General features: G+C 70.6%; 19 protein-coding genes and 2 tRNA genes. 14 read left to right on the plus strand and 7 right to left on the minus strand.

The window, feature by feature from the left end:
* Window positions 1-25 precede the first annotated feature (25 nt).
* Window positions 26-667 carry a histidine phosphatase family protein gene (locus tag ACFVH0_RS17550; RefSeq protein WP_385821078.1) on the plus strand — a complete coding sequence of 214 codons (642 nt, stop codon included), beginning with the start codon at window positions 26-28 and terminating at the stop codon, window positions 665-667.
* Here ACFVH0_RS17550 and ACFVH0_RS17555 read toward each other — a convergent pair.
* A complete protein-coding gene (locus ACFVH0_RS17555; RefSeq protein ID WP_385821079.1) occupies window positions 657-2075 on the minus strand; it encodes an amino acid permease in 1419 nt (472 codons plus the stop codon). The genes ACFVH0_RS17550 and ACFVH0_RS17555 overlap by 11 nt on opposite strands.
* A 475-nt stretch (window positions 2076-2550) precedes the next feature.
* On the opposite strand from ACFVH0_RS17555, the gene ACFVH0_RS17560 reads away from it, so the two are divergent.
* A complete protein-coding gene (locus ACFVH0_RS17560) occupies window positions 2551-3147 on the plus strand; it encodes a biotin transporter BioY (RefSeq protein ID WP_259931165.1) in 597 nt (198 codons plus the stop codon).
* Here ACFVH0_RS17560 and ACFVH0_RS17565 read toward each other — a convergent pair.
* Together ACFVH0_RS17565 and ACFVH0_RS17570 are read right to left on the minus strand one after the other, a co-directional pair.
* The gene (locus ACFVH0_RS17565; protein ID WP_385821081.1) at window positions 3128-4426 is read right to left on the minus strand and encodes an FAD-binding oxidoreductase; all 1299 of its coding nucleotides are present in this window, start codon (window positions 4424-4426) and stop codon (window positions 3128-3130) included. The two genes, ACFVH0_RS17560 and ACFVH0_RS17565, sit on opposite strands and share 20 nt — an antisense overlap.
* 71 nt (window positions 4427-4497) lie before the next feature.
* On the minus strand, window positions 4498-5952 hold the full coding sequence (locus ACFVH0_RS17570; protein WP_385821083.1) for an amino acid permease: 1455 nt from the start codon (window positions 5950-5952) through the stop codon (window positions 4498-4500).
* 269 nt (window positions 5953-6221) lie between these two features.
* Between ACFVH0_RS17570 and ACFVH0_RS17575 the strand changes: the two genes are divergently transcribed.
* Entirely contained in the window at window positions 6222-6710 is a 489-nt protein-coding gene (locus ACFVH0_RS17575; RefSeq protein ID WP_072483643.1) for a ribose-5-phosphate isomerase, read from the plus strand.
* A gap of 82 nt (window positions 6711-6792) precedes the next feature.
* Complete coding sequence (locus ACFVH0_RS17580; protein ID WP_385821085.1) at window positions 6793-7602, plus strand: Fpg/Nei family DNA glycosylase; 810 nt, start codon at window positions 6793-6795, stop codon at window positions 7600-7602.
* Between the two features lie 51 nt (window positions 7603-7653).
* Here ACFVH0_RS17580 and ACFVH0_RS17585 read toward each other — a convergent pair whose 3' ends face one another.
* Window positions 7654-8886, minus strand: coding sequence for a GNAT family N-acetyltransferase (locus ACFVH0_RS17585; protein WP_385821087.1), 1233 nt, complete (start codon window positions 8884-8886; stop codon window positions 7654-7656).
* Between the two features lie 105 nt (window positions 8887-8991).
* On the opposite strand from ACFVH0_RS17585, the gene ACFVH0_RS17590 reads away from it, so the two are divergent.
* Window positions 8992-10137, plus strand: a complete 1146-nt coding sequence (locus ACFVH0_RS17590) for a PP2C family protein-serine/threonine phosphatase (protein WP_385821089.1) — start codon at window positions 8992-8994, stop codon at window positions 10135-10137.
* A gap of 84 nt (window positions 10138-10221) precedes the next feature.
* Here ACFVH0_RS17590 and ACFVH0_RS17595 read toward each other — a convergent pair whose 3' ends face one another.
* The gene (locus tag ACFVH0_RS17595; protein WP_385821091.1) at window positions 10222-11412 is read right to left on the minus strand and encodes a cation:proton antiporter; all 1191 of its coding nucleotides are present in this window, start codon (window positions 11410-11412) and stop codon (window positions 10222-10224) included.
* A 295-nt stretch (window positions 11413-11707) separates the two neighbouring features.
* On the opposite strand from ACFVH0_RS17595, the gene ACFVH0_RS17600 reads away from it, so the two are divergent.
* The 3 genes from ACFVH0_RS17600 to ACFVH0_RS17610 are packed head-to-tail and all read left to right on the plus strand — an operon-like array spanning window position 11708 to window position 15549.
* Complete coding sequence (locus ACFVH0_RS17600; RefSeq protein WP_385821094.1) at window positions 11708-12553, plus strand: ABC transporter ATP-binding protein; 846 nt, start codon at window positions 11708-11710, stop codon at window positions 12551-12553.
* Window positions 12553-15033, plus strand: coding sequence for an FtsX-like permease family protein (locus ACFVH0_RS17605; RefSeq protein ID WP_385821096.1), 2481 nt, complete (start codon window positions 12553-12555; stop codon window positions 15031-15033). The genes ACFVH0_RS17600 and ACFVH0_RS17605 overlap by 1 nt, the downstream gene beginning before the upstream one ends.
* Before the next feature lie 9 nt (window positions 15034-15042).
* Entirely contained in the window at window positions 15043-15549 is a 507-nt protein-coding gene (locus ACFVH0_RS17610; protein ID WP_385821098.1) for an HD domain-containing protein, read from the plus strand.
* An 18-nt stretch (window positions 15550-15567) separates the two neighbouring features.
* On the opposite strand, the gene ACFVH0_RS17615 is transcribed toward ACFVH0_RS17610, so the two are convergent.
* A complete protein-coding gene (locus ACFVH0_RS17615) occupies window positions 15568-16722 on the minus strand; it encodes an acyltransferase family protein (protein WP_385821100.1) in 1155 nt (384 codons plus the stop codon).
* Window positions 16723-17222: 500 nt separating this feature from the next.
* On the opposite strand from ACFVH0_RS17615, the gene ACFVH0_RS17620 reads away from it, so the two are divergent.
* A complete protein-coding gene (locus ACFVH0_RS17620) occupies window positions 17223-17417 on the plus strand; it encodes a hypothetical protein (protein ID WP_124717718.1) in 195 nt (64 codons plus the stop codon).
* Window positions 17418-17534: 117 nt separating this feature from the next.
* Here the strand turns inward: ACFVH0_RS17620 and ACFVH0_RS17625 are convergent.
* Window positions 17535-17608, minus strand: a tRNA-Gly gene (locus ACFVH0_RS17625).
* Window positions 17609-17773: 165 nt separating this feature from the next.
* Here ACFVH0_RS17625 and ACFVH0_RS17630 point away from each other — a divergent pair.
* From ACFVH0_RS17630 to clpX, 5 genes are all read left to right on the plus strand, one after another.
* Window positions 17774-17850: transfer RNA gene (locus ACFVH0_RS17630), tRNA-Pro, on the plus strand.
* A 210-nt stretch (window positions 17851-18060) separates the two neighbouring features.
* Window positions 18061-19467: a trigger factor gene (tig, locus tag ACFVH0_RS17635; RefSeq protein WP_385821102.1), complete on the plus strand. Its 1407-nt coding sequence runs from the start codon at window positions 18061-18063 to the stop codon at window positions 19465-19467.
* A 265-nt stretch (window positions 19468-19732) separates the two neighbouring features.
* Window positions 19733-20338, plus strand: coding sequence for an ATP-dependent Clp protease proteolytic subunit (locus ACFVH0_RS17640; RefSeq protein ID WP_164495234.1), 606 nt, complete (start codon window positions 19733-19735; stop codon window positions 20336-20338).
* A gap of 80 nt (window positions 20339-20418) precedes the next feature.
* Complete coding sequence (locus tag ACFVH0_RS17645) at window positions 20419-21102, plus strand: ATP-dependent Clp protease proteolytic subunit (protein WP_124717721.1); 684 nt, start codon at window positions 20419-20421, stop codon at window positions 21100-21102.
* A gap of 157 nt (window positions 21103-21259) precedes the next feature.
* On the plus strand, window positions 21260-22558 hold the full coding sequence (clpX, locus tag ACFVH0_RS17650) for an ATP-dependent Clp protease ATP-binding subunit ClpX (protein ID WP_189541480.1): 1299 nt from the start codon (window positions 21260-21262) through the stop codon (window positions 22556-22558).
* Window positions 22559-22595 lie beyond the last annotated feature (37 nt).

Genomic DNA, 22595 nt, shown 5'->3' on the forward strand with positions numbered 1-22595 from the left:
CCACCCGGACCCGAATGGAGAAGCCATGACCAGGAGCCCGGCCACCCTGCTGCTCGCCCGCCACGGCCAGACCGTCTGGCACGCGGAGAACCGCTACGCCGGGGTCAGCGACATCGCCCTCACCGACGAGGGCCGCCGCCAGGCCCGGCGGCTGGGGCAGTGGGCGGCCCGGAGCGGGATCGACGCGGTCTGGACCTCGACGGTCGGCCGCGCGATCGAGACCGCGCAGCCCGCGTGCGAGGCGCTCGGCCTCGTCCCCCGGCGCGAACACGAGCTGCGCGAATGCGACTTCGGCGAGGTGGAGGGGCGCACCCTGGCGGAATTCGCGGACGAGCACCCGGAGCGGGCCCGGCAGTACCGCGCCGACCCGGTGGCCCACCCCTTCCCGGGGGCCGAGGACCCCCGGGCCGCGGCGGCCCGGGGGACGGCGGCGCTGCGCCGGATCGCGGACGGGCACCCGGGGCAGCGGGTGCTCGTCGTCGCGCACAACACCCTGCTGCGGCTCGTGCTGTGCGAACTGCTGTCGATTCCGCTGGGCTCCTACCGCCGGGTCTTCCCGCAGCTGCGGAACGCGGCGGTGAGCGAGGTGCGGATCGGGGCGACGGGCGGTGCGCTGCTCTCCCTCAATGTGCCCTGCGCGCCGGACGCCCCCGGCGTCAGCCCCTGACGGCCGACGCCCGCCGCTGCCGGACGAGACCGATGACGCCGAGCACCAGGGTCAGTGCGCCGCTGGCCATCAGCTGGTCACGGGTGTCCGGCTGGCGCAGCATCAGGACGAAGATGCCCGCCATCGCCAGGAGCGCCACCACCGTCAGGACCGGGAAGAGCCACATCCGTACGACGAGCTTCTCCGGGGCCTCGCGCTCCAGCCGGTCGCGCAGGATCAGCTGGGAGACGGCGATGAAGATCCAGACGACCAGGATCACCGCGCCGATCATGTTGAGCAGCCACGGGAAGACGTCGTCGGGGCGCCAGTAGCTGAGCAGCACGCACAGGAAGCCGAAGACGGACGAGATCAGGACGGCGGTGCGCGGGACGCCCGAGGAGACCTTGCCGAGCCGCTTCGGGCCCTGGCCGCGGGCGACCAGCGAGCAGGCCATCCGCGAGGCGCCGTAGATGTTGGCGTTCATCGCGGAGAGCAGGGCGATCAGGATGACCACGTTCATGATCTCGGCCGCGCCGTTGATGCCGAGATGGTCCAGGGCCGCGTAGAACGGGCCGACCTTCACGACCTTCGGGTCGTCCCACGGGACGAGCGTGACGACGACCGCCATCGAGCCGACGTAGAACAGCGCGATCCGCCACATCGCCGTCCGAACGGCCTTGGCGACACCCTGCACCGGGTTCTCGGACTCGGCCGCGGCGATGGTGACGGTCTCCAGACCGCCGTACGCGAAGACGGAGGCGAGCAGCCCGATCACCAGGCCCTCGGTGCCGTTCGGCATGAAGCCGCCCTCACCGCTGAGGTTGGCGGTGCCGGGGGCGTCGGTGCCGGGCAGCACGCCGAGGATCGCCAGCACGCCGAGGACCAGGAAGAGCGTGATCGCCACGACCTTCAGGGTGGCGAACCAGAACTCGAACTCGCCGAACTTCTTCACCGAGGCCAGGTTGGTGCCCAGGAAGACCACCATGAACAGCGCGACCCAGGCCCACTCCGGGGTGCCGGGCAGCCAGCCGGTGACGATCTTCGCGGCGCCGATGCCCTCCAGGCCGACGGCGACACAGAGCAGCACCCAGAACGCCCAGCCGGCGGTGAATCCCGCCCAGGGGCCGATCGCCCGCTCCGCGTGGACGGAGAACGAGCCGGACGCCGGGTTCGCGGCGGACATCTCGCCGAGCATGCGCATCACGAGCATGACCAGCAGCCCGGAGACGGCGTACGCGATGATGATCGACGGGCCCGCGGCGGCGATGCCCGCGCCCGAGCCGACGAAGAGTCCGGCGCCGATGACCCCGCCGAGGGCGATCATCGACAGATGGCGCTGCTTGAGCCCGTGGGTGAGAGCCGAATCGGCCCCGGCGTCGGAGACGGCGGCCGGGGAGCCGGTGGGGGGAGACGCGGAATTCCGAGACATGCACAAGCTCTGTTCGGTAGGCGAGACGTGGGGGCACGTGGTGGATACGTGGGGGAACGTGCGCGCACAGTCTGAGCACGCGCCCCGCCGACGGGGAACCACTGTCCGCCATACGGGCACGATGCTCACACAAGGTGCACACCCGGACACGAGGGGCGGCCGTACGGGTCGCGGCCGGGTCGGCGCCCGCTCGGCCATCGGTCGACCCCGAGTGGAAGCCGGCGGTCGGCCCCGGGCGGAATTGGCGGGAACCTACAGTCCGTCCCGGTGACGCCGCCCGGCCGGATCGGGGTCGCTCCGCCCCCACCTCAGTGACGAGCATCACGCCGCCGCACGATTGCGCACCGCCCTTTGTGCGGACCCCACCAATGGCCCGGTCGACGCTTTGTGGGCCACTGATGGTGATCGGGCGTTAACCCGTGGGCTAACGTCGGGCTCAGTCTGTCCCCACCTGTCCTCACCCCGCGGAGTCCCGATGAGCACTGCTGCCGCCGCCCCTGCCCGCACCGGAGCGGTCCTCGCCGACCTGCTGCCCGCCGCCAGGCACCGTTACGCCGTCGACACGGCCCTGGTCCTCGGTGGCGCCGCGCTCACCGGCATCGCCGCCCAGATCGCCGTGCCGGTCCCCGGTTCCCCGGTACCGGTCACCGGCCAGACCTTCGCCGCGCTCCTCGTCGGCACCGCGCTCGGCGCCCGCCGCGGCTTCCTCTCCCTCGCGGTGTACGCGCTGGTGGGCATGGCGGGCATGCCGTGGTTCTCCGAGGGCACCTCCGGAATGGGCTTCCCCTCGTTCGGCTACGTCCTCGGCATGCTCCTCGCCGCTTCCGTGGTCGGCGGCCTCGCCCGCCGCGGCGGCGACCGCTCCGTGCTGCGCACCGCGGGCACGATGGTGCTGGGCTCCGCGATCATCTACGCGGTCGGCGTCCCGTACCTGGCGCTGGCCACCGGCATGTCGGCGAGCGCCGCGATCGCGGCCGGCCTGGTGCCGTTCCTGATCGGTGACGCGCTGAAGGCCGCGCTGGCCATGGGCGCGCTGCCCGCGGCCTGGAAGCTCATCGGCCGCCGGGGCTGATCCCGTAACTTCCCCCGAAGAGGCTCGCCGGGTCGTGACGCGACACCAGACCGGCGAGCCTCCGCCGTGTCCGGGCATCGTGGAAGCCCTCGGTCCGGTCCCCGCCGCCGAAGGAGAAGCCGAGCGACCGGCCCAGGGCGCCGGGGGCGAGCAGCTCGGCCACCTCCGCGTACAGGGCCCGCACCGACGCCACGTCCGTGCCGTCCAGCGGTGAGAGCAGCCGCAGCAGGAACCCGGCCTCGCGGTAGGGCACAGCGTTGTCCACGGCGGGCCGGGCGGCGAGCGCGCCGCCCAGGTGGTTGAGCTGGACCACGGTCATCATCGGCGCCTTCGGCCCGGTCAGCTCCAGCACGCGCGCGGCAAGGTCCCCGTCCAGGTCGTCGAGGACCACGCTGTCGCCGTAGTAGGCGTGCGGGAACGGCGGGTCGCTGTGAATGGTGTGGCTGTCGGCGTACGTCATCTCCCGCAGCGAATCCGCCGCGGCCGGCCCGATCGCCCGCAGCGGCGCGACCAGCCGCTCGCCCTCGGCCGCGCTCCCGGTGTACGCGACCCGCACCGAGATCACGTACCGCCCGCGCAGCGGCTCCGGCAGCTGCGGGAGGCCGGGGTAGCGGATCGCCGCCATCGAGGACGTCAGGGTGTCGGGCACGGTCCCGGCCCACTCCAGACAGCGGCCGGCCACCTCGGCGGCGGCGGTCCCGTCCCCGTAGAAGGCGATCGAGCCGCCGTACAGCCGCTCGGCCTTCACCAGGCCGATCTCCATGGCGGTCACCACGCCGAGCCGGTGGCCCCCGCCGCGCAGCGCCCAGAAGAGATCGGGCTCGCTGTCCGGGGAGACCTGGCGCAGCGTCCCGTCGGCCGTCACCACGTCCAGCGCGTGCACATGGTCGGCCGCGTATCCGAACTCCCTGGCCAGGATGGGGAGCCCGCCGCCGAGGGTGTAGGAGACCGCGCCTACCGACGGGGACGATCCGTTCAGCGGGGCGAGGCCGTACGGCGCGGCGGCCTCGATCACCTGCCCCCAGGTGACGCCCGCGCCGATCCGGGCGGTGCGGCGGACCGGGTCGATCCCGACGGAGTCCATCCGGCGGGTGCTGATCAGAACCCCGCCCTCGATGGCGCCGGGCAGCCCGTGGCCGGTGGCGTGGACATGGACCGGGAGGCCGCGCGCGGCGGCGTCGGCCACGGCGCTCCGCACGTCGCGGGCGTGGGCGGCCTCGACGACGAGGTCGGGGCGGATCGCGAAACCGGTCTGGAAGCCGGACGGGGTGGTGGTCATGGAAAGGCTCTCCGCTCGCTCGCTCGGTGGCGTTGCGGGGAGAGCCTTTCCGGTAAACCTGACAACGGCCGTCAGGTATTGGCGGGTGTCTTCCCGGCCGTGCGGTTCCGGCGGTTCCTGGCCTCGCGGACCAGCGAGACCGCCACCACCAGCGCCGCGACGAGCAGCGAGAGCAGCACCTGCTCACGTCCGCTGTCGTCGGTCAGCATGTAGACCAGGACGAACGAGATCATCGCGATGGTCGCCCAGGTCAGGTACGGGAAGAGCCACATCCGTACGACCAGCTTCTCCGGCGACTCGCGCAGGATCATGCCGCGCATCCGCAGCTGGGTGAAGCAGATGACCAGCCAGACGAACAGGGCGACCGCGCCGGAGGAGTTCAGCAGGAACTGGAAGACGGTGTCGGGCCACTTGTAGTTGAAGAACACCGCGACGAAGCCGAAGACCACCGAGGACAGGATCGCGGCCTGCGGCACGCCCCGCTTGTTCGTCCGGGCGAACGCCTTCGGCGCGTCCCCGCGGCCGCCGAGCGAGAAGGCCATCCGGGAGGCCGTGTAGAGGCCGGAGTTCAGGCAGGACAGCACGGCGGTGAGCACGATGACGTTCATGACCTGGCCGGCGTGCGGGATGCCGATGGAGTTGAGGGCGGCGACATAGCTGCCGTCCTTCACGATCGACGCGTCGTTCCACGGCAGCAGGGTGAGCACGATGAAGATCGAGCCCAGGTAGAAGACGGCGATCCGCCAGATCACGCTGTTGGTGGCCTTCTGGACGGCGCGCTGCGGGTTCTCCGACTCGCCGGCGGCGAGGGTGACGATCTCGCTGCCCATGAAGGAGAAGACGACCATCAGCACACCGGTGAGGATGGCGCCCGGCCCCTCGGGGAAGAACCCGCCGGTGTCGGTGAGGTGCGCGAGCCCCGCGCCGGGGTTGTCCGAACCGGGCAGCAGCCCGAAGACGGCGAGCAGTCCGACGACCACGAAGGCGCCGATCGCCACGACCTTGATCCCGGCGAACCAGAACTCGAACTCGCCGTACGACCCGACCGAGACCAGGTTCGTCGCGGTCAGCACCACCATCACGATCAGCGCCCACGCCCACTGCGGGATGCCCGGCACCCAGCCCTCCAGGATCTTGGCACCCGCCGTGGCCTCGACGGCGAGCACCACGACCCAGAAGAACCAGTACAGCCAGCCGATCGAGAAACCGGCCCAGCGGCCCAGCGCCTGGTCGGCGTAGGCGGAGAAGGAGCCCGAGCTGGGGCGGGCCGCGGCCATCTCCCCGAGCATCCGCATCACGAAGACGACCATCAGGCCGACCAGGGCGTACGACAACAGGATGGCGGGTCCGGCGGCGGCGATACCGGCGCCGGAGCCCACGAAGAGGCCCGCGCCGATCACGCCGCCGATGGCGATCATCGACAGGTGGCGGTTCTTGAGTCCCGGCTTGAGACCGTCCGAGGAGTGGGGGGAGTCCGGCTCGGCGGGCCGGTCGACCGGCCCGGCCGTGGTCGTCTGCGACGTCATGGATCGAATCCTTACGTTCTCGGATCACGCGTTGCGCGCCCGGCCGCCGCAGTGGGGTGCGGCAGCGAGTGATGCATTGAAGCCCGGCGAACGGTAAAAACGGAACCCCTTCCTCCGAATCGTTGACCCGATCGTTGCCCATGTGTCCCCGCTCACACCGAAGCCGCGCATCGCGGTCGCACGGGGTCCGCCGCAGGTCCGGGCGGCCCGGCCGGAACGTTCCGACCCCGATGGCGGCTACCCCGCGTCGCACGTGCCACACTCGGAACATGCGCGTGTACCTCGGCTCGGACCATGCCGGCTATGAACTCAAGAACCACCTCGTCGAGTGGCTCACGGCCCAGGGCCACGAGGCCGTCGACTGCGGCCCCCACATCTACGACGCCCAGGACGACTACCCGCCGTTCTGCCTGCGCGCCGCCGAGCGGACCGCCGCGGATCCGGACAGCCTCGGCATCGTGATCGGCGGCTCCGGCAACGGCGAGCAGATCGCCGCCAACAAGGTCAAGGGCGTCCGTGCCGCACTTGCCTGGAGCGAGCAGACCGCCGCCCTGGGCCGCGAGCACAACAACGCCAACGTGGTCGCCATCGGCGGCCGGATGCACTCGGTGGAGGAGTCCACCAAGTTCGTCGAGATCTTCCTCGCCACCCCGTACTCCAACGAGGAGCGTCACACCCGTCGCATCGAGATGCTGACGGCGTACGAGACGACCGGCGAGCTCCCCCCGATCCCGGCCCACCACCCGCAGCAGGGCTGACCGGCCTCCACTCCTGTGCCGCCGGTGCTGCCGGCGGCACAGTCATGTCCGCCCCCGCATCCCACCGAGGAGAGCCGCCACCGTGCCCGAGGGACACACGATCCACCGCCTCGCCGCGGACCACCGGGACAGGTTCGCCGGGCGCCCGGTGCGGGTGAGCAGCCCGCAGGGCAAGTTCGCCGCGGGCGCCGCGCTGCTCGACGGCCTGCCCCTCACCGACGTGGACGCCCACGGCAAGCACCTCTTCCTCGGCTTCGAGGGCGCCGGCTGGGTCCATATCCACCTGGGCCTGTTCGGCAAGCTCGGATTCGGTACGGTCCCGGCCCCGCCGCCCACCGACACGGTCCGGCTGCGCCTGCTGAACGAGGAGCACCACGCGGATCTGCGCGGCCCGACGGCCTGTGCGCTGATCACCGAGCCGGAGAAGCGCGCGATACACGACCGCCTCGGACCGGACCCGCTGCGGACCGACGAGGACGGCGAGCGGGCCTGGCAGCGGATCTCGCGCAGCCGGATCACCGTCGCGGCCCTGCTGATGGACCAGAAGATCATCGCGGGCGTCGGCAACGTCTACCGCGCGGAGGTGCTGTTCCGGCACGGGATCGACCCGTACCGCGCGGGCAGGGACCTCACGCGCGCGGAGTGGGACGCGATCTGGGCGGACCTGGTGGTGCTGATGCGCGAGGGCGTGCGGAACAACCGGATCGACACGGTCCGCCCCGAGCACATGCCGGAGGCGATGGGCCGCCCGCCGCGAGTCGACGACCACGGCGGTGAGGTGTACGTCTACCGCAGGGCCCGGCAGTCCTGCCACATCTGTGGCGGCGAGATCCGCACCGCCGATCTCGCCGCCCGCAATCTCTTCTGGTGCCCGGGGTGCCAGAAGGGCTAGGGGCTTGCGCCCGGATCCGGCCTGATCCGGGCGAAAGGCCCTGGCAGGCTCCTAGAAGCCACGCGGCAGCCACGGCGCCACGTCGGACAGGAACGCCGACGACGCCTCCGCCAGCGCGCCCGCCCGCAGCTCCCGCACCCGCCCGGCCTGACCCAGGGAGCCGAGCGACTCGCCGCCCAGGTAGGCCGAGCCCAACTCCCGGACCGAGAGCGCCAGATCGGCCGGGTCATCGGTCCGCCGGCAGGACGCGACGCCCTTCTCGTCGGCCGTCAGCCGCCAACGCCCCTCGTTCCAGGGGCAGAACGCGTCCTCCACCTCGAACACCACGTCCAGCGGGCCCCGGTAGGACCGGGCCTCCAGCGCCGCGCCCAGCTCCACCAGGCGCACGTGGAGCGAATCGCGGACCCGGATGTTGCACCGCCGCACGTCCGACACCAGGTGCAGCACCGCGTCGTCGACCGGCCGGTTGCGGGCCACGACCGTCGTCATCAGGTCGATCTCGAAGACGAACCGCCACAGCGCCGCGTACGCCGCCGGGTCCAGGGCGGCCAGGTCGTTGACCACGATGGTGCCCTTGGGGCCGGACGGCTCCCACTCCGGCTTGATGTGGTACGTCACATTGCCGACGATCTCCCCGTCCCGCTCCGCCAGCACGCACTGCTGCGCCGAGGAGCCCTGCCGGCTGGCGACCGGGTCGACCATGGGCTTGCGCTCCCAGCCGGGCGCGTGGACCGGGACGCCGGGACGGCCGGAGACCAGCCGCTCGTACACGCTCTCGCACGCCGCCATCGCTTCGTCCGGCTTCGCGTGGCGCAGCCGCACCTCGTCCGTGCCCGGCGGTACGTCCAGCCGGACCCGGTCCTTGTCGATCGTCAGGGACATCTGCCGCGAGGCGGCGCCGTAGCCGAACCGGCCGTAGATCGCCGGTTCCGAGGCCGTCAGTACGGCGAACGGTTCGCCCAGCGCGCGGATGTCGTCCAGTTGCCGGCGCATCATCGAGGTCAGCAGACCGCGCCTGCGGTGTGTGGAGGCGACGCTCACCATCGTGATCGCGGCGGCGGGCACCAGCGCCCCGCCCGGCACGGCGACCCGGAAGCTGAACGCTCCCGCCGTGCCGACCACGTCGTCGCCGTCCCAGATGCCGAGCGACCGCTCGTGCTCGGTCAGCTGCTCGAACAGCTCGCGCTCCTCGGGAGTCTCCGGATCCCCGCCGAACGCCAGTTCAAGACAGTCGAACCATTGATTCCATTCGGACGGGCGCAGGACGCGAAGCTCTGTAGTCATGGGCCATGCCTACCAGGGGCGACGCAGCGAGTGCGACCCGATTTCGAACGCATTGTCGCGGGGTCCCCCTGCACCTCGGGCGGCCGGGTAGATAAGGTCCCCGCAATGGCCCGTCGCGCAGGAGCAGACACGTACCCGGCCCGATTGAGGAAATCGGCGCACCGGGCACGCGTCGCGCTGCGCAAGTCCGGGGTCGACTACTTCCGCGGCGACGGATCGGACTGGATCGCGCTGGCCGGTCTGCTGCTCACCATTCCGGCCATCACCTGCGCCACCCTCTTCAACGCGGTGTGGTGTTCCCCGGCCGCGCTCGTCCTGCCGATCGTCGCGGGCGGCCTGCTGCTGCGCCCGGCCAGCCTGCTGGGGCTGTACGCGACCGCCGCCACCGCCCTGATCGTGGAGTCGGTCGCGCTGGGCCCGTACGGCGACGGCCCGGCCCGGGTGACCCCCGGAATCGTCCTGGTGGTCGCGGCCTGCGGCTTCTTCGGACTGGTCCTCGCCCAGTTCCGGGCCAGGGTCGGAGTGCCGTGGCGGCGCGGCGGCACCATGCTCTTCGACCTGCGCGAACGCATCCGGGTACAGAGCGCCCTGCCCCGGCTGCCGCAGGGCTGGCACCGCGAGATGGCGCTGCGCCCGGCGGGCGGGCAGTCCTTCTCCGGGGACTTCGTCGTCGCCGCGCGCACCAACGGCGGACGCACCCTGGAAGCCGTACTCACCGATGTCTCCGGCAAGGGCATGGACGCGGGCTCCCGCGCCCTCCTGCTGTCCGGGGCCTTCGGCGGGCTGCTCGGTTCGCTTCCACCGCACGGCTTCCTGCCGGCGGCCAACGGCTATCTGCTGCGCCAGGACTGGGACGAGGGGTTCGCCACCTCGATCCATCTGGTCCTGGACCTCGAATCGGGCGACTACGAAATCCTGTCGGCCGGACACCCGCCCGCCCTCCAGCTCCACTCGGGCAGCGGCCAGTGGGAGGAGAAGGCGGCCGAGGGGCCGCTGCTGGGGGTGTACGACGGGGCGCAGTTCGACGCCGTGAAGGGCTCGCTGGCCCCCGGCGACGTGCTGATGCTGTTCACGGACGGCCTGGTCGAGGCGTCCGACCGGGACATCGCGGAGGGCATCGACCGGCTGACCGGCGAGGCCGACCGCTATGTCACCACCGGTTTCGAGGGCGCGGCCTGGCATCTGATCGAGGCGTGCGCCAAGGACGTCAACGACGACCGGGCGCTGCTGCTGCTGTCGCGCAGGTCCTGAACCGCCGGACACCGGCGTCTCCGGGCACGGGGCCGGGCGGGCCGAAGCCCGTCTCCCCGTACCCGGAACGCGGCGGGCGCCGGCTCAGGCCGGGACCGAGAGCTTCCCGGATTCGCGGCCACTGTCCTCACCCCGGCCCCGGCCGCCCGGCAGGACGCGGGCCAGCCAGTGCGAGCGCCCGGCCGCCAGCGGTGCGAGCACCGCGAGGAGCAGTACGTAGCCCGCGATGAACGGGGAGAGCCGCTCGTCCAGCCCGGCGGCCGCCGCCATCGTGGCGAGGATCAGGGCGAACTCGCCGCGCGCCACCAGAGTGGTGGAGATGTTCGCGGTGGCCTGCGGACCGAACGAGTACACCTTCGCGGCGGCGATGCCGGCGCATACGTTCATCACCAGGGTCACCGCGACGGCGGCCAGCACCGGCCAGAGCACGGTCGGCAGATCGCCCGGGTCGATGGAGAGCCCGAAGGCGAAGAAGAAGACCGCGCCGAAGGCGTCCCGCAGCGGGTGGACCAGTTTGAGGATGCGTGGCCCGGAGGCCGTGCTGCCGAGCATCAGGCCGACCATGAAGGCGCCGATCGCGTCCGCGACCCCGAACCACTCCGAGACACCGGCCACGAGGACCGCGGCACCGAGGAAGGAGATGACCAGGAGTTCGTCGTCCCGGGTGTTGATCAGCTTGCCGATGACCCTGGTGCCGAACCGGGCGGCCAGCGCGAGCAGCAGCAGGAAGCCGAAGGCCTTGCCGCCGTCGACCGCCGCGGCGGAGAGGCTGTCGGCGCCCGACAGGATGGGCTGGAGGGCGGCCAGGTAGAGGGCGAGGAAGACGTCCTCGACCACGATGATGCCGAGGATCGGCTTGGTCTCGGGGTTGCCGATCCGGCCCAGGTCGACCAGGACCTTGGTGACGATGGCGGAGGACGAGATGCCGAGCACACCGGCGAGGACCAGCGCCTCGGACGTGCCCCAGCCCAGCGCGAAGCCGAAGCCGAGCCCGGCGCCGACGTTCAGGGCGAGATAGGTGCCACCGGCGATCGCCATCTTGCGGCCGCCGGTCTTGAGGTCGTCGAGATGGAATTCGAGACCGAGGTAGAAGAGCAGCAGCACCAGACCGAGTGCGGAGAGCATCTCCAGCTCGTGCGGGTCGGCGACGAGCACGATGCCCGGGGTGTGCGGGCCGAGCAGGATTCCGGCCAGGATGAAGAGAGGGATGGTGGGCAGTCCGATGCGGCTGCCGACGCGGGCGAGAACGGCGGCGGCGAGGAAGGCGCCGCCCATGGCGATGAGCGTGTCTGCGTGTCCGATGAGCCCGGTCCTTCGTTAGGTCAAGAGAGCGTCAAGAAAGCGTCAGTAATTAGTTTACCGAACGATTGACCTTGCAACTGTGTGCCCCGTCGAGTCGCCGGCCCCGAGTCCCCTGCCCCGACCTGCCCGGCTCCGCCTTCCCCAGTACGGACCTGGGGTTTTCCCCACCCCCGATCCGCCAGCAGCCGCCATGTTCCCGGCCCGCCCCGATCCGTAGGTTCGAATCACGGTCGAAGAAGCGGCCGTCGAGCAACGGAAGGCGGACATCATGGGGCTGCGACGCAGCAGGCAGCGCGCGCAGGACAGGCAGCACACGGCGGACTTCCACCGGGGGCCCGTGCCCATGGACCTCGCCGTCGAACTGCGCGGTGTCCGCAGGCAGTACGGCCGCGGCGGCTCCGCCGTCCACGCGCTGCGGGGCATCGACCTCGCCCTCCCGCGCGCCACCTTCACCGCCGTGATGGGCCCCTCCGGCTCCGGCAAGTCCACCTTCCTCCAGTGCGCGGCCGGACTCGACCGCCCCACCGAGGGCTCCGTACGCCTCGGTGGCACCGAGATCACCGGCCTGAGCGAGAACCGGCTCACCGAGCTGCGCCGCACCCGCCTCGGCTTCGTCTTCCAGTCCTTCAACCTGCTGCCGTCCCTCACGGTCGAGCAGAACGTCGTCCTGCCGATGCGCCTGGCCGGACAGCGCACCGGCTCCACCCGCAGCCGCCGCGAAGCCACCGAGATGCTCACCCGGGTCGGCCTCGGCGACAAGGGCGGACGCCGCCCCAGCCAGCTCTCCGGCGGCCAGCAGCAGCGCGTCGCCGTCGCCCGCGCCCTGGTCACCCGCCCCGACGTGATCTTCGCCGACGAGCCGACCGGCGCCCTGGACACCACCACCGCCGCCGAGATCCTCGCCCTGCTCCGCGACGCGGTGGACGGCCTCGGCGCCACCGTCGTCATGGTCACCCACGACCCGGCTGCCGCCTCCCATGCCGACCAGGTGCTCTTCCTCGCCGACGGCGCGATCGTGGACCGCCTGCCGCGCGCCGGTGCCGCGCAGATCGCCGCCCGGATGGCCGCACTGACCACCCGGACCACCCCCGCTCATGCAGGAGCAGCAGCCTGATGTTCAGCCCGCACGCCCCGAACGGCCTCGCCCGCGCGGCCGTCCGCTTCAAACCCTCGTCGTTCATCGGGACCTTCGTCGCGCTCCTGCTGGCCGCGGCCATCGTCTCCGCCTGCGGCATCCTGCTGGAGACCGGCGTGCGCGCCTCCGTACCCGCGGACCGCTACGCGAAGGCCCCCGTGGTCGTCGCCGCCGACCAGCAGGTCCACATGACGGTCGGCAGCGGCGAGGGCGAGTACGACGCCGCCCACCCCGTACCGGACACCGCACGGCTCCCCGAATCCCTGGTGGCCAAGGTCGCCTCGGCCTCCGGCGCGGCGGCCGCGATCGGGGACGTGAGCTACTCCGTACGACACGGCGGCACCCCCCTCACCGCTCACGGCTGGGGCTCCGCCGCCCTCACCGGCACACGGCTGCTCACCGGCGAGGCGCCCGGGACCGGCGAAGTCCTCGTCCCCACCGGCACCGGGGCCCGGATCGGCGAGCGGATCACCCTCGACACCCCCGCGGGCGCACGGGAGTTCCGCGTCGCGGGCACCACCGCCACCGACGCCACCGCCTGGTTCGCCGACCGGCAGGCCGTCGAGCTCTCCGGCCACCCCGGCCGCGTCGACGCCATCGCCGTGCTCGCCGCCCGGGGCACCACCACCGACACCCTCGCAGGCCAGGTGCGCGAGGCCGTCGGCCACACCGCCCGTGCCGAGGTCCACACCGGTGACGACCGGGGCGCCGTCGAGGACGCGCAACTCGCGGGCGCCACGGAACTCCTCGTGGGCCTCGGCGGATCCTTCGGCGGCGTCGCCACCATGGTCGCCGTCTTCACCGCCGCCGGTACGGTCGCCCTCTCCGTCGGCCAGCGCAGCCGCGAGTTCGCCCTGCTGCGCGCCATCGGTGCCACCCCGCGCCAGCTGCGCCGCTCCATCGCCACCGAATCCCTGCTCATCGCCCCGCTCGCCGGAGCGCTCGGCTGCCTGCCCGGAATCGCCCTGGCCCACTGGTGGTTCGGTCAGCTCCAGGACCGGGGAGCCATCCCCGGGCCCGTCGATCTGCACGTCTCCTGGCTGCCGCCGGCCATCGCCACGGCCGCCACGATGCTCACAGCGCTGTGCGCCGGATACTTCGCCGCCCGCAAGCCGTCGAAGAGCAAGCCGGGGCAGGCCCTCGCGCAGTCCGCCGTGGAACGCCCCCCGTTCGGCTGGATCCGCACCCCGCTCGGCATCGCCGCCCTCGTCGGCGGCGGACTCTTCGCGGGACTCGCCGCGTCCACGAGTGGCGAGGACGCGGCGAACGCCGCACTCGGCGTCGTCATGTTCTTCATGCTCGCGGTGGGCCTGCTCGGCCCGCTGATCGCCCGGACCTGCGCCGCCGTCATCGGCCTCCCGCTGCGCGCGGCAGGCGCGTCGGGCTCGCTGGCCGCCGCCAACTCCCTGACGAACTCGCGCCGGCTGGCCTCCGCGATCACCCCGATCGTGCTCGCCATGGCCTTCTCCTCCACGCTCGTCTTCATGCAGACCAGCGAGGAGCGGGTGATCGCTCACCAGCAGCGTGACGCCATCACCGCCGACCACATCGTCTCCGCCCCGGGCCCGCTCGCCTCCGACGCGACCGAACGGGCCGCCGCCACACCCGGTGTCACGACCGCCGTCGGGCTGCTCCGCAGCTCCGTCCTGGTACCCACCGGATCGGGCGGGGACCGCAGGCTCCAGAGCACCTCCGCCCAGGGGGTCACCGGCTCCGGCGGCGACCTCGCCGAGGTCCAGGACCTCGACGTCAGGACCGGATCGCTCAGCGGCCTGCGGCCCGGCACCGTCGCCATCGACACCAGCCTCGCCGGCTCCACGAAGGTCGGCACCGGCGACCGGCTGCCCCTGCGCCTCCCGGACGGCACCGAGGCGAACCCGAAGATCGTCGCCGTCTACGGACGTGGCCTCGGCACCAGCCTCGTCACGTTCCCCGCGGCCGACCTGAAGGCCCACCTGACCTCGCCGTACGTCTCCGACGTGCTGGTACGGGCCACCCCCGCAGCCGCACAGAAACTGACCGCGCTCGGCACCGTCACCGACCGCTCCGGCTACGCCGCCGCACAGGACAAGGACCGCGAACTCAACGCCTGGGCCAACACCGTCATGGCCTCGGTGCTCGGCGGATTCGCCGCCGTCGCCGCCATCAACACCCTGGTGATGACCGTCCTGGACCGCCGCCGCGAACTGACCATGCTGCGCCTGGTCGGCTCCACCCGCCGCCAGGTCATGGGCATGATCCGCTGGGAGACACTGCTGGTCACGGTGGCCGGCGCCGCCCTCGGCACCGCAATCGCGCTGGCCACGCTCTTCCCGATGATGAAGGGCCTGACGGGCGAATCGCCCTACATCCCGCCGGTCCTGTACGGGAGCTTCGTCGCCGCGACCGTCGGCCTCGGCCTCGCCGCCACCCTGATCCCGGCCCGGGCCGCCCTGCGCAGGACGGCCGCCCGTCCGTAGAGTCGGCCCATGACCGAGCCGCACGCACACCTGACCCTGGCCGAAGTCGAGGCGATCGCCCGCGAGGCCCACGCCGAGCAGCGGGACAAGGCGGGACGCCCGTACACCGAACATCTCGCCGCGGTCGCCGAGGGGGTACGGATCCGGGGCGGCAGCGACGAACAGATCGCCGCGGCCTGGCTGCACGACGCGGTCGAGGACGACGCGCTGTCGGCCCGCTGGCTGGCGGAGGCGGCGCTGCCGCAACAGGTGAAGGACATGGTCCTCGCCGTCACCAAACGTGACGGCGAGGACCTCCGTGCGTACACCCGGCGCATCCTGGACACCCCGGGCGCCCTGCTGATCAAGGAGTCCGACCTGGCGCACAACGCGGACCCGGCCCGCCTCGCCGTGCTGGAACCGGCGACCCGTACCCGGCTGACGGAGAAGTATGCGCAGGTACGGGCGATGCTGGGGCTCACCCCGGGCGAATCGCCCGCCGAGCAATCGGTTCAAGCCAACACGGCGAAGGACTGATCCACTTCTCCGCCCGGCTCAGAGCCGGGCGGAGGCCCGCCGGAACGCCCAGTCCATGTCCGGCTCCGTCACCGGGCGCAGCACCCGCCGCACCACCGGCGTGCACATCAGCGTCACGGCGACCGCCGCGACCACCGAGACGAGGACCAGGCCGACGGGGGCCGCGAGCCAGTCGTAGACGTCGAACACCCCGGCGTACTCGGCTCCCTTGATCAGGAAGCCGTGCAGCAGATAGCCGCAGATCGTGCCGGCGCCGAGCACCGTGAACCACATGTGGCGGCGCGGCACCCAGGCCAGGAACCCCGCGGTGAGCAGCAGCGCGCAGCCGAACATCGCCAGGGTCATCACGGCACCGGACCACCACGGCGCGCCCATCTCCTGAGCGCTGTTGCTGCGGTAGAACCAGCCCAGCTGCATCCGCGGCGCCGCCCAGTACGCGAACAGCAGGGCCCCGGCGAACAGCGGCAGCGCGGCCATCCGCACCTCACGCCGGCGCACCAGCTCGAAGTGCTCGGGCTTCAGCCGCAGCCCCAGCACGAAGAACGGCAGGAACTGCAGGACACGCTGGAGATCGAGGTCGTTGCCGATCGTCGGGGAGAAGGAGGCGAGCGCGGCGATGACGAGCGCGACCGGCAGCGGATGGCGCAGCGCCTGCCAGAGCGGAGTGGTGATCCGCCAGATGAACAGCGCGATCAGGAACCACGTGAGGTACCAGGGGTCGAGCAGGCTGATCGACTGATCGGCCGCGTCGTCCGCGTACCGCTTGAACAGCGAGTACGCCGTCTCGAACACCACGTAGGGCACGGCGACGCCGGTGATCAGGCGCTTCACCTTCGCGGCGGACATGTCGAAGGAGCGGGAGAAGTAGCCGGAGACGATGATGAACGCCGGCATGTGGAAGGTGTACGCCACCATGTACAGCGCCCGGGCGGTCCGGCTGCCGTCCATCACCGGTTCCCACGAGTGCGCCACCGCGACGAGCACGATGGCCAGATATTTGACGTTGTCGAAGTAGGCATCACGCCGCTTCGCCGGCGTGGCGGCCGGAGGCCTGTTCGCGACCGGCGCGGGTGGTGGCGCGGTGGCTGTCGTCGTCCCTCGGTGTCTGGGCTCCGACTCCCGGGTCACCGATGGGAGCGGGGCCCTCTGAAATACGTTCGGAGCGTGGAACATCTCATGCACCTTAGACGCCCCGATTGCAATTCGTAAAACCGCTCCCGGATATCGCGTGTTCCGGTCCAATCGAAAGTGAAACCACCGACAACCGCCTGCTATGCACCGATTCATCCACCTTAAATGGGGCATATCGGCAGGCAGTTGGGGAGCGTGAATTTAATCGCACTCAATGCTTGGAATTGCCTGTGAATGAAGTGTGTGGATATGGAAACCGTCACATTCGCAAGCCATTGCGAATGATCGATTCACAGTTCACCCACAGGATTGCGCGACGCCGTCCGCAGGCCCGCGGGGCAAGGGCGGGGCGCCGTGCGACCCCTCGTGCAGCCGTGCGCCCCGAGTGCGCGCGGGGCGCAAGGATGGCGCGATCCCGTCGCTTCGATCCGTCACCCGGCAGCGACCACAGGGGAGTTGGTGGCACGATGGACGGGACGGAGGAGTGCTCGGCCGCACACCTCCGGGCCGGCAAGGCGGACCGACCAAGGGTGTGAGCAGTCGTGGCCATTTCACTGTCTGTGGTGCTGATGTTGGCGATCATCCTGGTGGTCCTGATCCGGGGCGGCTCGATCAAGCCCGGGCCGGCGATCGTCGCGGCGCTCTTCGGCTTCTTCCTGGCATCGACCGGCATGGCGCCGTCGATCAACAGGTTCATGAACTCGATAGCGGAGACCATCAATCAGATCTCCTTCTGAACCCGGCCGGTCCGCCGCCCGCGCTCCGGCACGGGCGGCGGACCGCATACGGGCGGAGCACATACGGAACGCAAAAGGCCCGGTCCGGCGAGGAATTCGCCGGACCGGGCCCAAGCATGGAGCGGGCGACGGGAATCGAACCCGCGTAGCTAGTTTGGAAGACTAGGGCTCTACCATTGAGCTACGCCCGCAAAGCCGCACCGCAGGTCCGGGGACCGGCGGTACGTGAAGCATCGTAGCGGGTCGCGGGCGCTGCCCGCACACCCGATTGCGGCCGGCCGGTGTCGCGTTCGGCGGTGCCCGCGCAAAGCGGCCGATGCGGTGCCTGACTGCATGTACCCTACGTGTCGCACCGACGGGGTGTGGCGCAGCTTGGTAGCGCGTCCGCTTTGGGAGCGGAAGGTCGTCGGTTCGAATCCGGCCACCCCGACCACCGGCAAGATCCAGGACCATCGCAAGCAGGATCAGGGACCACCCGCAAGATCGCAGACCACGGGCAAGATCGCATTGTGGGAGTCCGACTCCTTGCCGTTACTATGCAAAATGCGTGCCCGTGTGTCTGATGTACCGGGCTCGGTCCGCGAAGCCGCCTCCAGTGCGGTGGAGCAGAACCCCAAGAAGTCAGCCACAAGGAGACCGAACCGTGAAGAGCGCCGTGGAGACCCTGAACCCGACCCGGGTTCGGCTCACTGTCGAGGTGCCCTTCGAGGAGCTCAAGGACAGCCTCGACGCGGCGTACAAGAAGATCAACCAGCAGGTCACGGTGAAGGGCTTCCGCAAGGGCAAGATCCCTGCCCGGGTCATCGACCAGCGCTTCGGCCGCGGTGCGGTGCTGGAGGAGGCCGTCAACGACGCCCTCCCGAAGTTCTACACCGAGGCCGTCAACGAGGGTGAGCTGAACGTCCTCGGCCAGCCCGAGGTCGACATCACCGAGCTGAAGGACGGCGAACTGCTGGCCTTCACCGCCGAGGTTGACGTACGCCCCGAGATCGAGATTCCGGACTACTCCGGCATCGAGGTCACCGTCGACGCCCTTGAGGTCAGCGACGAGGACGTCGAGAAGGCCGTGGAGCAGCTCCGCGAGCGCTTCGCCTCCACCAACCCGGTCGAGCGCGCCGCCGCCGAGGGCGACGTCGTGACGATCGACCTGCAGGCCAAGGTCGACGGCGAGGTCCTGGAGGACGGCGTGGCCGAGGGTGTCTCGTACACCATCGGTTCCGGAGAGCTCCTCGACGGCATCGACGCCGCTGTCACCGGCCTGGAGGCGGGTGGCGAGGCCACCTTCACCTCCGAGCTGAAGGGCGGCTCCGCCGAGGGCAAGGAGGCCGAGGTCACCGTCAAGGTCGCCACGGTCGCCGCCCGTGAGCTCCCCGAGCTGGACGACGAGTTCGCCCAGATGGCGAGCGAGTTCGACACCCTGGACGAGCTGAAGGCGGACAGCCGCAAGCGCCTGGAGAACACCAAGCAGTACGACCAGGCCACCCAGGCCCAGGAGCGTGTCCTGGACGAGCTGCTCAAGCTCGCCGAGGTCCCGATCCCGGAGAAGCTGCTCGCGGACGAGGTCCAGACCCGCAAGCACAACCTGGAGCACCACCAGCTCGGCCAGATGGGCCTGACCCTCGACAAGTACCTGGAGATCCAGGGCAAGACGGCCGAGGAGTTCGACGCCGAGACCTCCGAGCAGGCGGTCAAGGGCATCAAGACCCAGTTCATCCTGGACGAGATCGTCAACAAGGAGAAGCTGAACGTCAACCAGGAGGAGCTCACCGAGCACCTCATGCGGCGCGCTGCTTCCTCCGGCATGAGCCCCGACCAGTTCGCCCAGGCCGTCGTCGAGGGCGGCCAGGTGCCGATGCTCGTCGGCGAGGTCGCCCGCGGCAAGGCGCTGGCCGTGGTCGTCGAGGCCGCCAAGGTCGTCGACACCAACGGTGAGGTCGTCGAGCTGGAGGACGACGAAGAGGTGGCGGAGGAGGCCGTCGAGGCCGCCGAGGGCACCACCGAGGCCGCGGCCGACGCCGTCGAGGCCGCCGAGGAGAAGAACGAGGCCTGAGCCTCGCGCTGAACCCGAACGACGGGCTCCGGACGCATGTGCGTCCGGAGCCCGTCGCCGTATGGCGTACGGTGCCCCACAACCCTTGTGCGGACTGCGGAGCTTGCGCTCCCAGCGAACAGTTGCGGAAGCGGGATGGCGTTGTCCTACCTGCGCGTTAGGGTCCATGAATAGGAAGGGCAGGGGAGTCCCCGCCCACCCGGTACGAAGACGCTGAGACGGCCGGAGCCGTCAGAGACGAGCAGGTGGATACGTGACGAATCTGATGCCCTACGCCGCCGGAGAGCCGTCCCTCGGTGGAGGCCTCGGTGACCAGGTCTACAGCCGGCTGCTCGGCGAGCGCATCATCTTCCTCGGTCAGCAGGTCGACGATGACATCGCCAACAAGATCACCGCGCAGCTGCTTCTTCTCGCCGCGGAGCCCGAGAAGGACATCTACCTCTACATCAACAGCCCCGGCGGTTCGGTGACGGCCGGCATGGCGGTCTACGACACCATGCAGTACATCCCGAACGACGTCGTCACCATCGGAATGGGCATGGCGGCCTCGATGGGCCAGTTCCTGCTCACCGGCGGCACCGCGGGCAAGCGCTTCGCGCTCCCGAACACCGACATCCTCATGCACCAGGGTTCGGCCGGCATCGGCGGTACGGCCTCGGACATCAAGATCCAGGCCCAGTACCTGCTGCGCACCAAGCAGCGGATGGCGGAGATCACCGCCCGTCACTCCGGTCAGACCGTCGAGACGATCATCCGCGACGGCGACCGCGACCGCTGGTACACCGCGGAGGAGGCCAAGGAGTACGGCCTCATCGACGAGATCATCACGATCGCATCGGGCGTTCCGGGCGGCGGCGGCACCGGCGCCTGATCCGGTACCCACCGGATCCGGCTCCACCGCCCCGCGCACCTCTCGTACGCCGAGACACCCAGCCACAGAACGCCACCAGGATGGTGAACACCCACATGAACAACTTCCCCGGCGCCTCCGCGAGCGGCCTCTACACCGGCCCGCAGGTGGACAACCGCTACATCGTGCCGCGCTTCGTGGAGCGCACCTCGCAGGGCGTGCGTGAGTACGACCCGTACGCGAAGCTCTTCGAGGAGCGCGTGATCTTCCTCGGCGTGCAGATCGACGACGCCTCCGCCAACGACGTCATGGCGCAGCTGCTGTGCCTGGAGTCGATGGACCCGGACCGGGACATCTCGATCTACATCAACAGCCCCGGCGGCTCGTTCACCGCGCTCACCGCGATCTACGACACGATGCAGTTCGTGAAGCCGGACATCCAGACGGTCTGCATGGGCCAGGCGGCCTCCGCCGCGGCCGTGCTGCTCGCCGCGGGTACGCCCGGCAAGCGGATGGCGCTGCCCAACGCCCGTGTGCTGATCCACCAGCCGTCCTCGCAGACCGGCCGTGAGCAGCTCTCCGACCTGGAGATCGCGGCCAACGAGATCCTGCGGATGCGCACCCAGCTGGAGGAGATGCTGGCCAAGCACTCCACCACGCCGATCGACAAGATCCGCGACGACATCGAGCGCGACAAGATCCTGACCGCCGAGGACGCCCTCGCCTACGGTCTCGTCGACCAGATCGTGTCGACCCGCAAGAGCGCGGCCGGAGCGGCCGCCTGACGTCCGCCTTCACCCCTTGGCACACCACATTCGCCCGGTCTCTGCCGTGTGAACCGTGCCAAGGGGGGCCCGAACGGGGGGCAAGGCAAGGTACCGTCGGATAGAGGCACCAGGAGCCGCTGAACCAAGCTGCTCCCAGGCGAAGGGGAAGCACCTCGTGGCACGCATCGGTGATGGCGGCGACCTGCTCAAGTGCTCGTTCTGCGGAAAGAGCCAGAAGCAGGTGAAGAAGCTCATCGCAGGACCCGGTGTGTACATCTGCGACGAGTGCATCGATCTCTGTAACGAGATCATCGAGGAGGAGCTCGCGGAGACCTCCGAGGTGCGGTGGGAGGAACTCCCCAAGCCGCGCGAGATCTACGAGTTCCTCGAGGGGTACGTCGTCGGGCAGGAGCCCGCGAAGAAGGCCCTCTCGGTCGCTGTGTACAACCACTACAAGCGGGTCCAGGCGGGTGAGAACGGCGGCGCGCAGGGCCGTGACGACGCCATCGAACTGGCCAAGTCCAACATCCTGCTGCTGGGCCCCACCGGCTCCGGCAAGACGCTGCTCGCGCAGACGCTGGCCCGCATGCTCAACGTCCCGTTCGCCATCGCCGACGCGACGGCGCTGACGGAGGCCGGCTATGTCGGCGAGGACGTCGAGAACATCCTGCTGAAGCTGATCCAGGCCGCGGACTACGACGTCAAGAAGGCCGAGACCGGGATCATCTACATCGACGAGATCGACAAGGTCGCCCGCAAGAGCGAGAACCCGTCGATCACTCGTGATGTCTCCGGCGAGGGCGTCCAGCAGGCCCTGCTGAAGATCCTGGAGGGCACCACCGCCTCCGTACCGCCGCAGGGCGGCCGGAAGCACCCGCACCAGGAGTTCATCCAGATCGACACGACGAACGTGCTGTTCATCGTGGGCGGCGCCTTCTCCGGTCTGGAGCGGATCATCGAGTCCCGTGCGGGTGCCAAGGGCATCGGCTTCGGCGCCACGATCCGGTCCAAGCGGGAGATCGAGGCGAGCGACCAGTTCCAGGAGGTCATGCCGGAGGACCTGGTGAAGTTCGGGATGATCCCGGAGTTCATCGGCCGGCTGCCCGTCCTGACCTCGGTCCACAACCTGGACCGCGAGGCGCTGCTGCAGATCCTGGTCGAGCCGCGCAACGCGCTGGTGAAGCAGTACCAGCGGCTGTTCGAACTCGACGGCGTCGAGCTGGACTTCGACCGCCCGGCCCTGGAGGCCATCGCCGACCAGGCGATCCTGCGCGGCACCGGCGCGCGTGGCCTGCGGGCCATCATGGAGGAGGTCCTCCAGTCCGTGATGTACGAGGTGCCGTCCCGCAAGGACGTCGCCCGGGTCGTCATCACGGCCGACGTCGTCCGCGACAACGTGAACCCGACGCTGGTCCCGCGCGAGCCGCGGACGATCGGCAAGGGCGACGGCGGGCGGCACGAGAAGTCCGCGTAGCGGTAGGCATACGGAAAAGGGGCGCCCGGCAGGGCGC

The organism is Streptomyces sp. NPDC127117 (genome assembly GCF_042677325.1).
GTDB lineage: Bacteria > Actinomycetota > Actinomycetes > Streptomycetales > Streptomycetaceae > Streptomyces.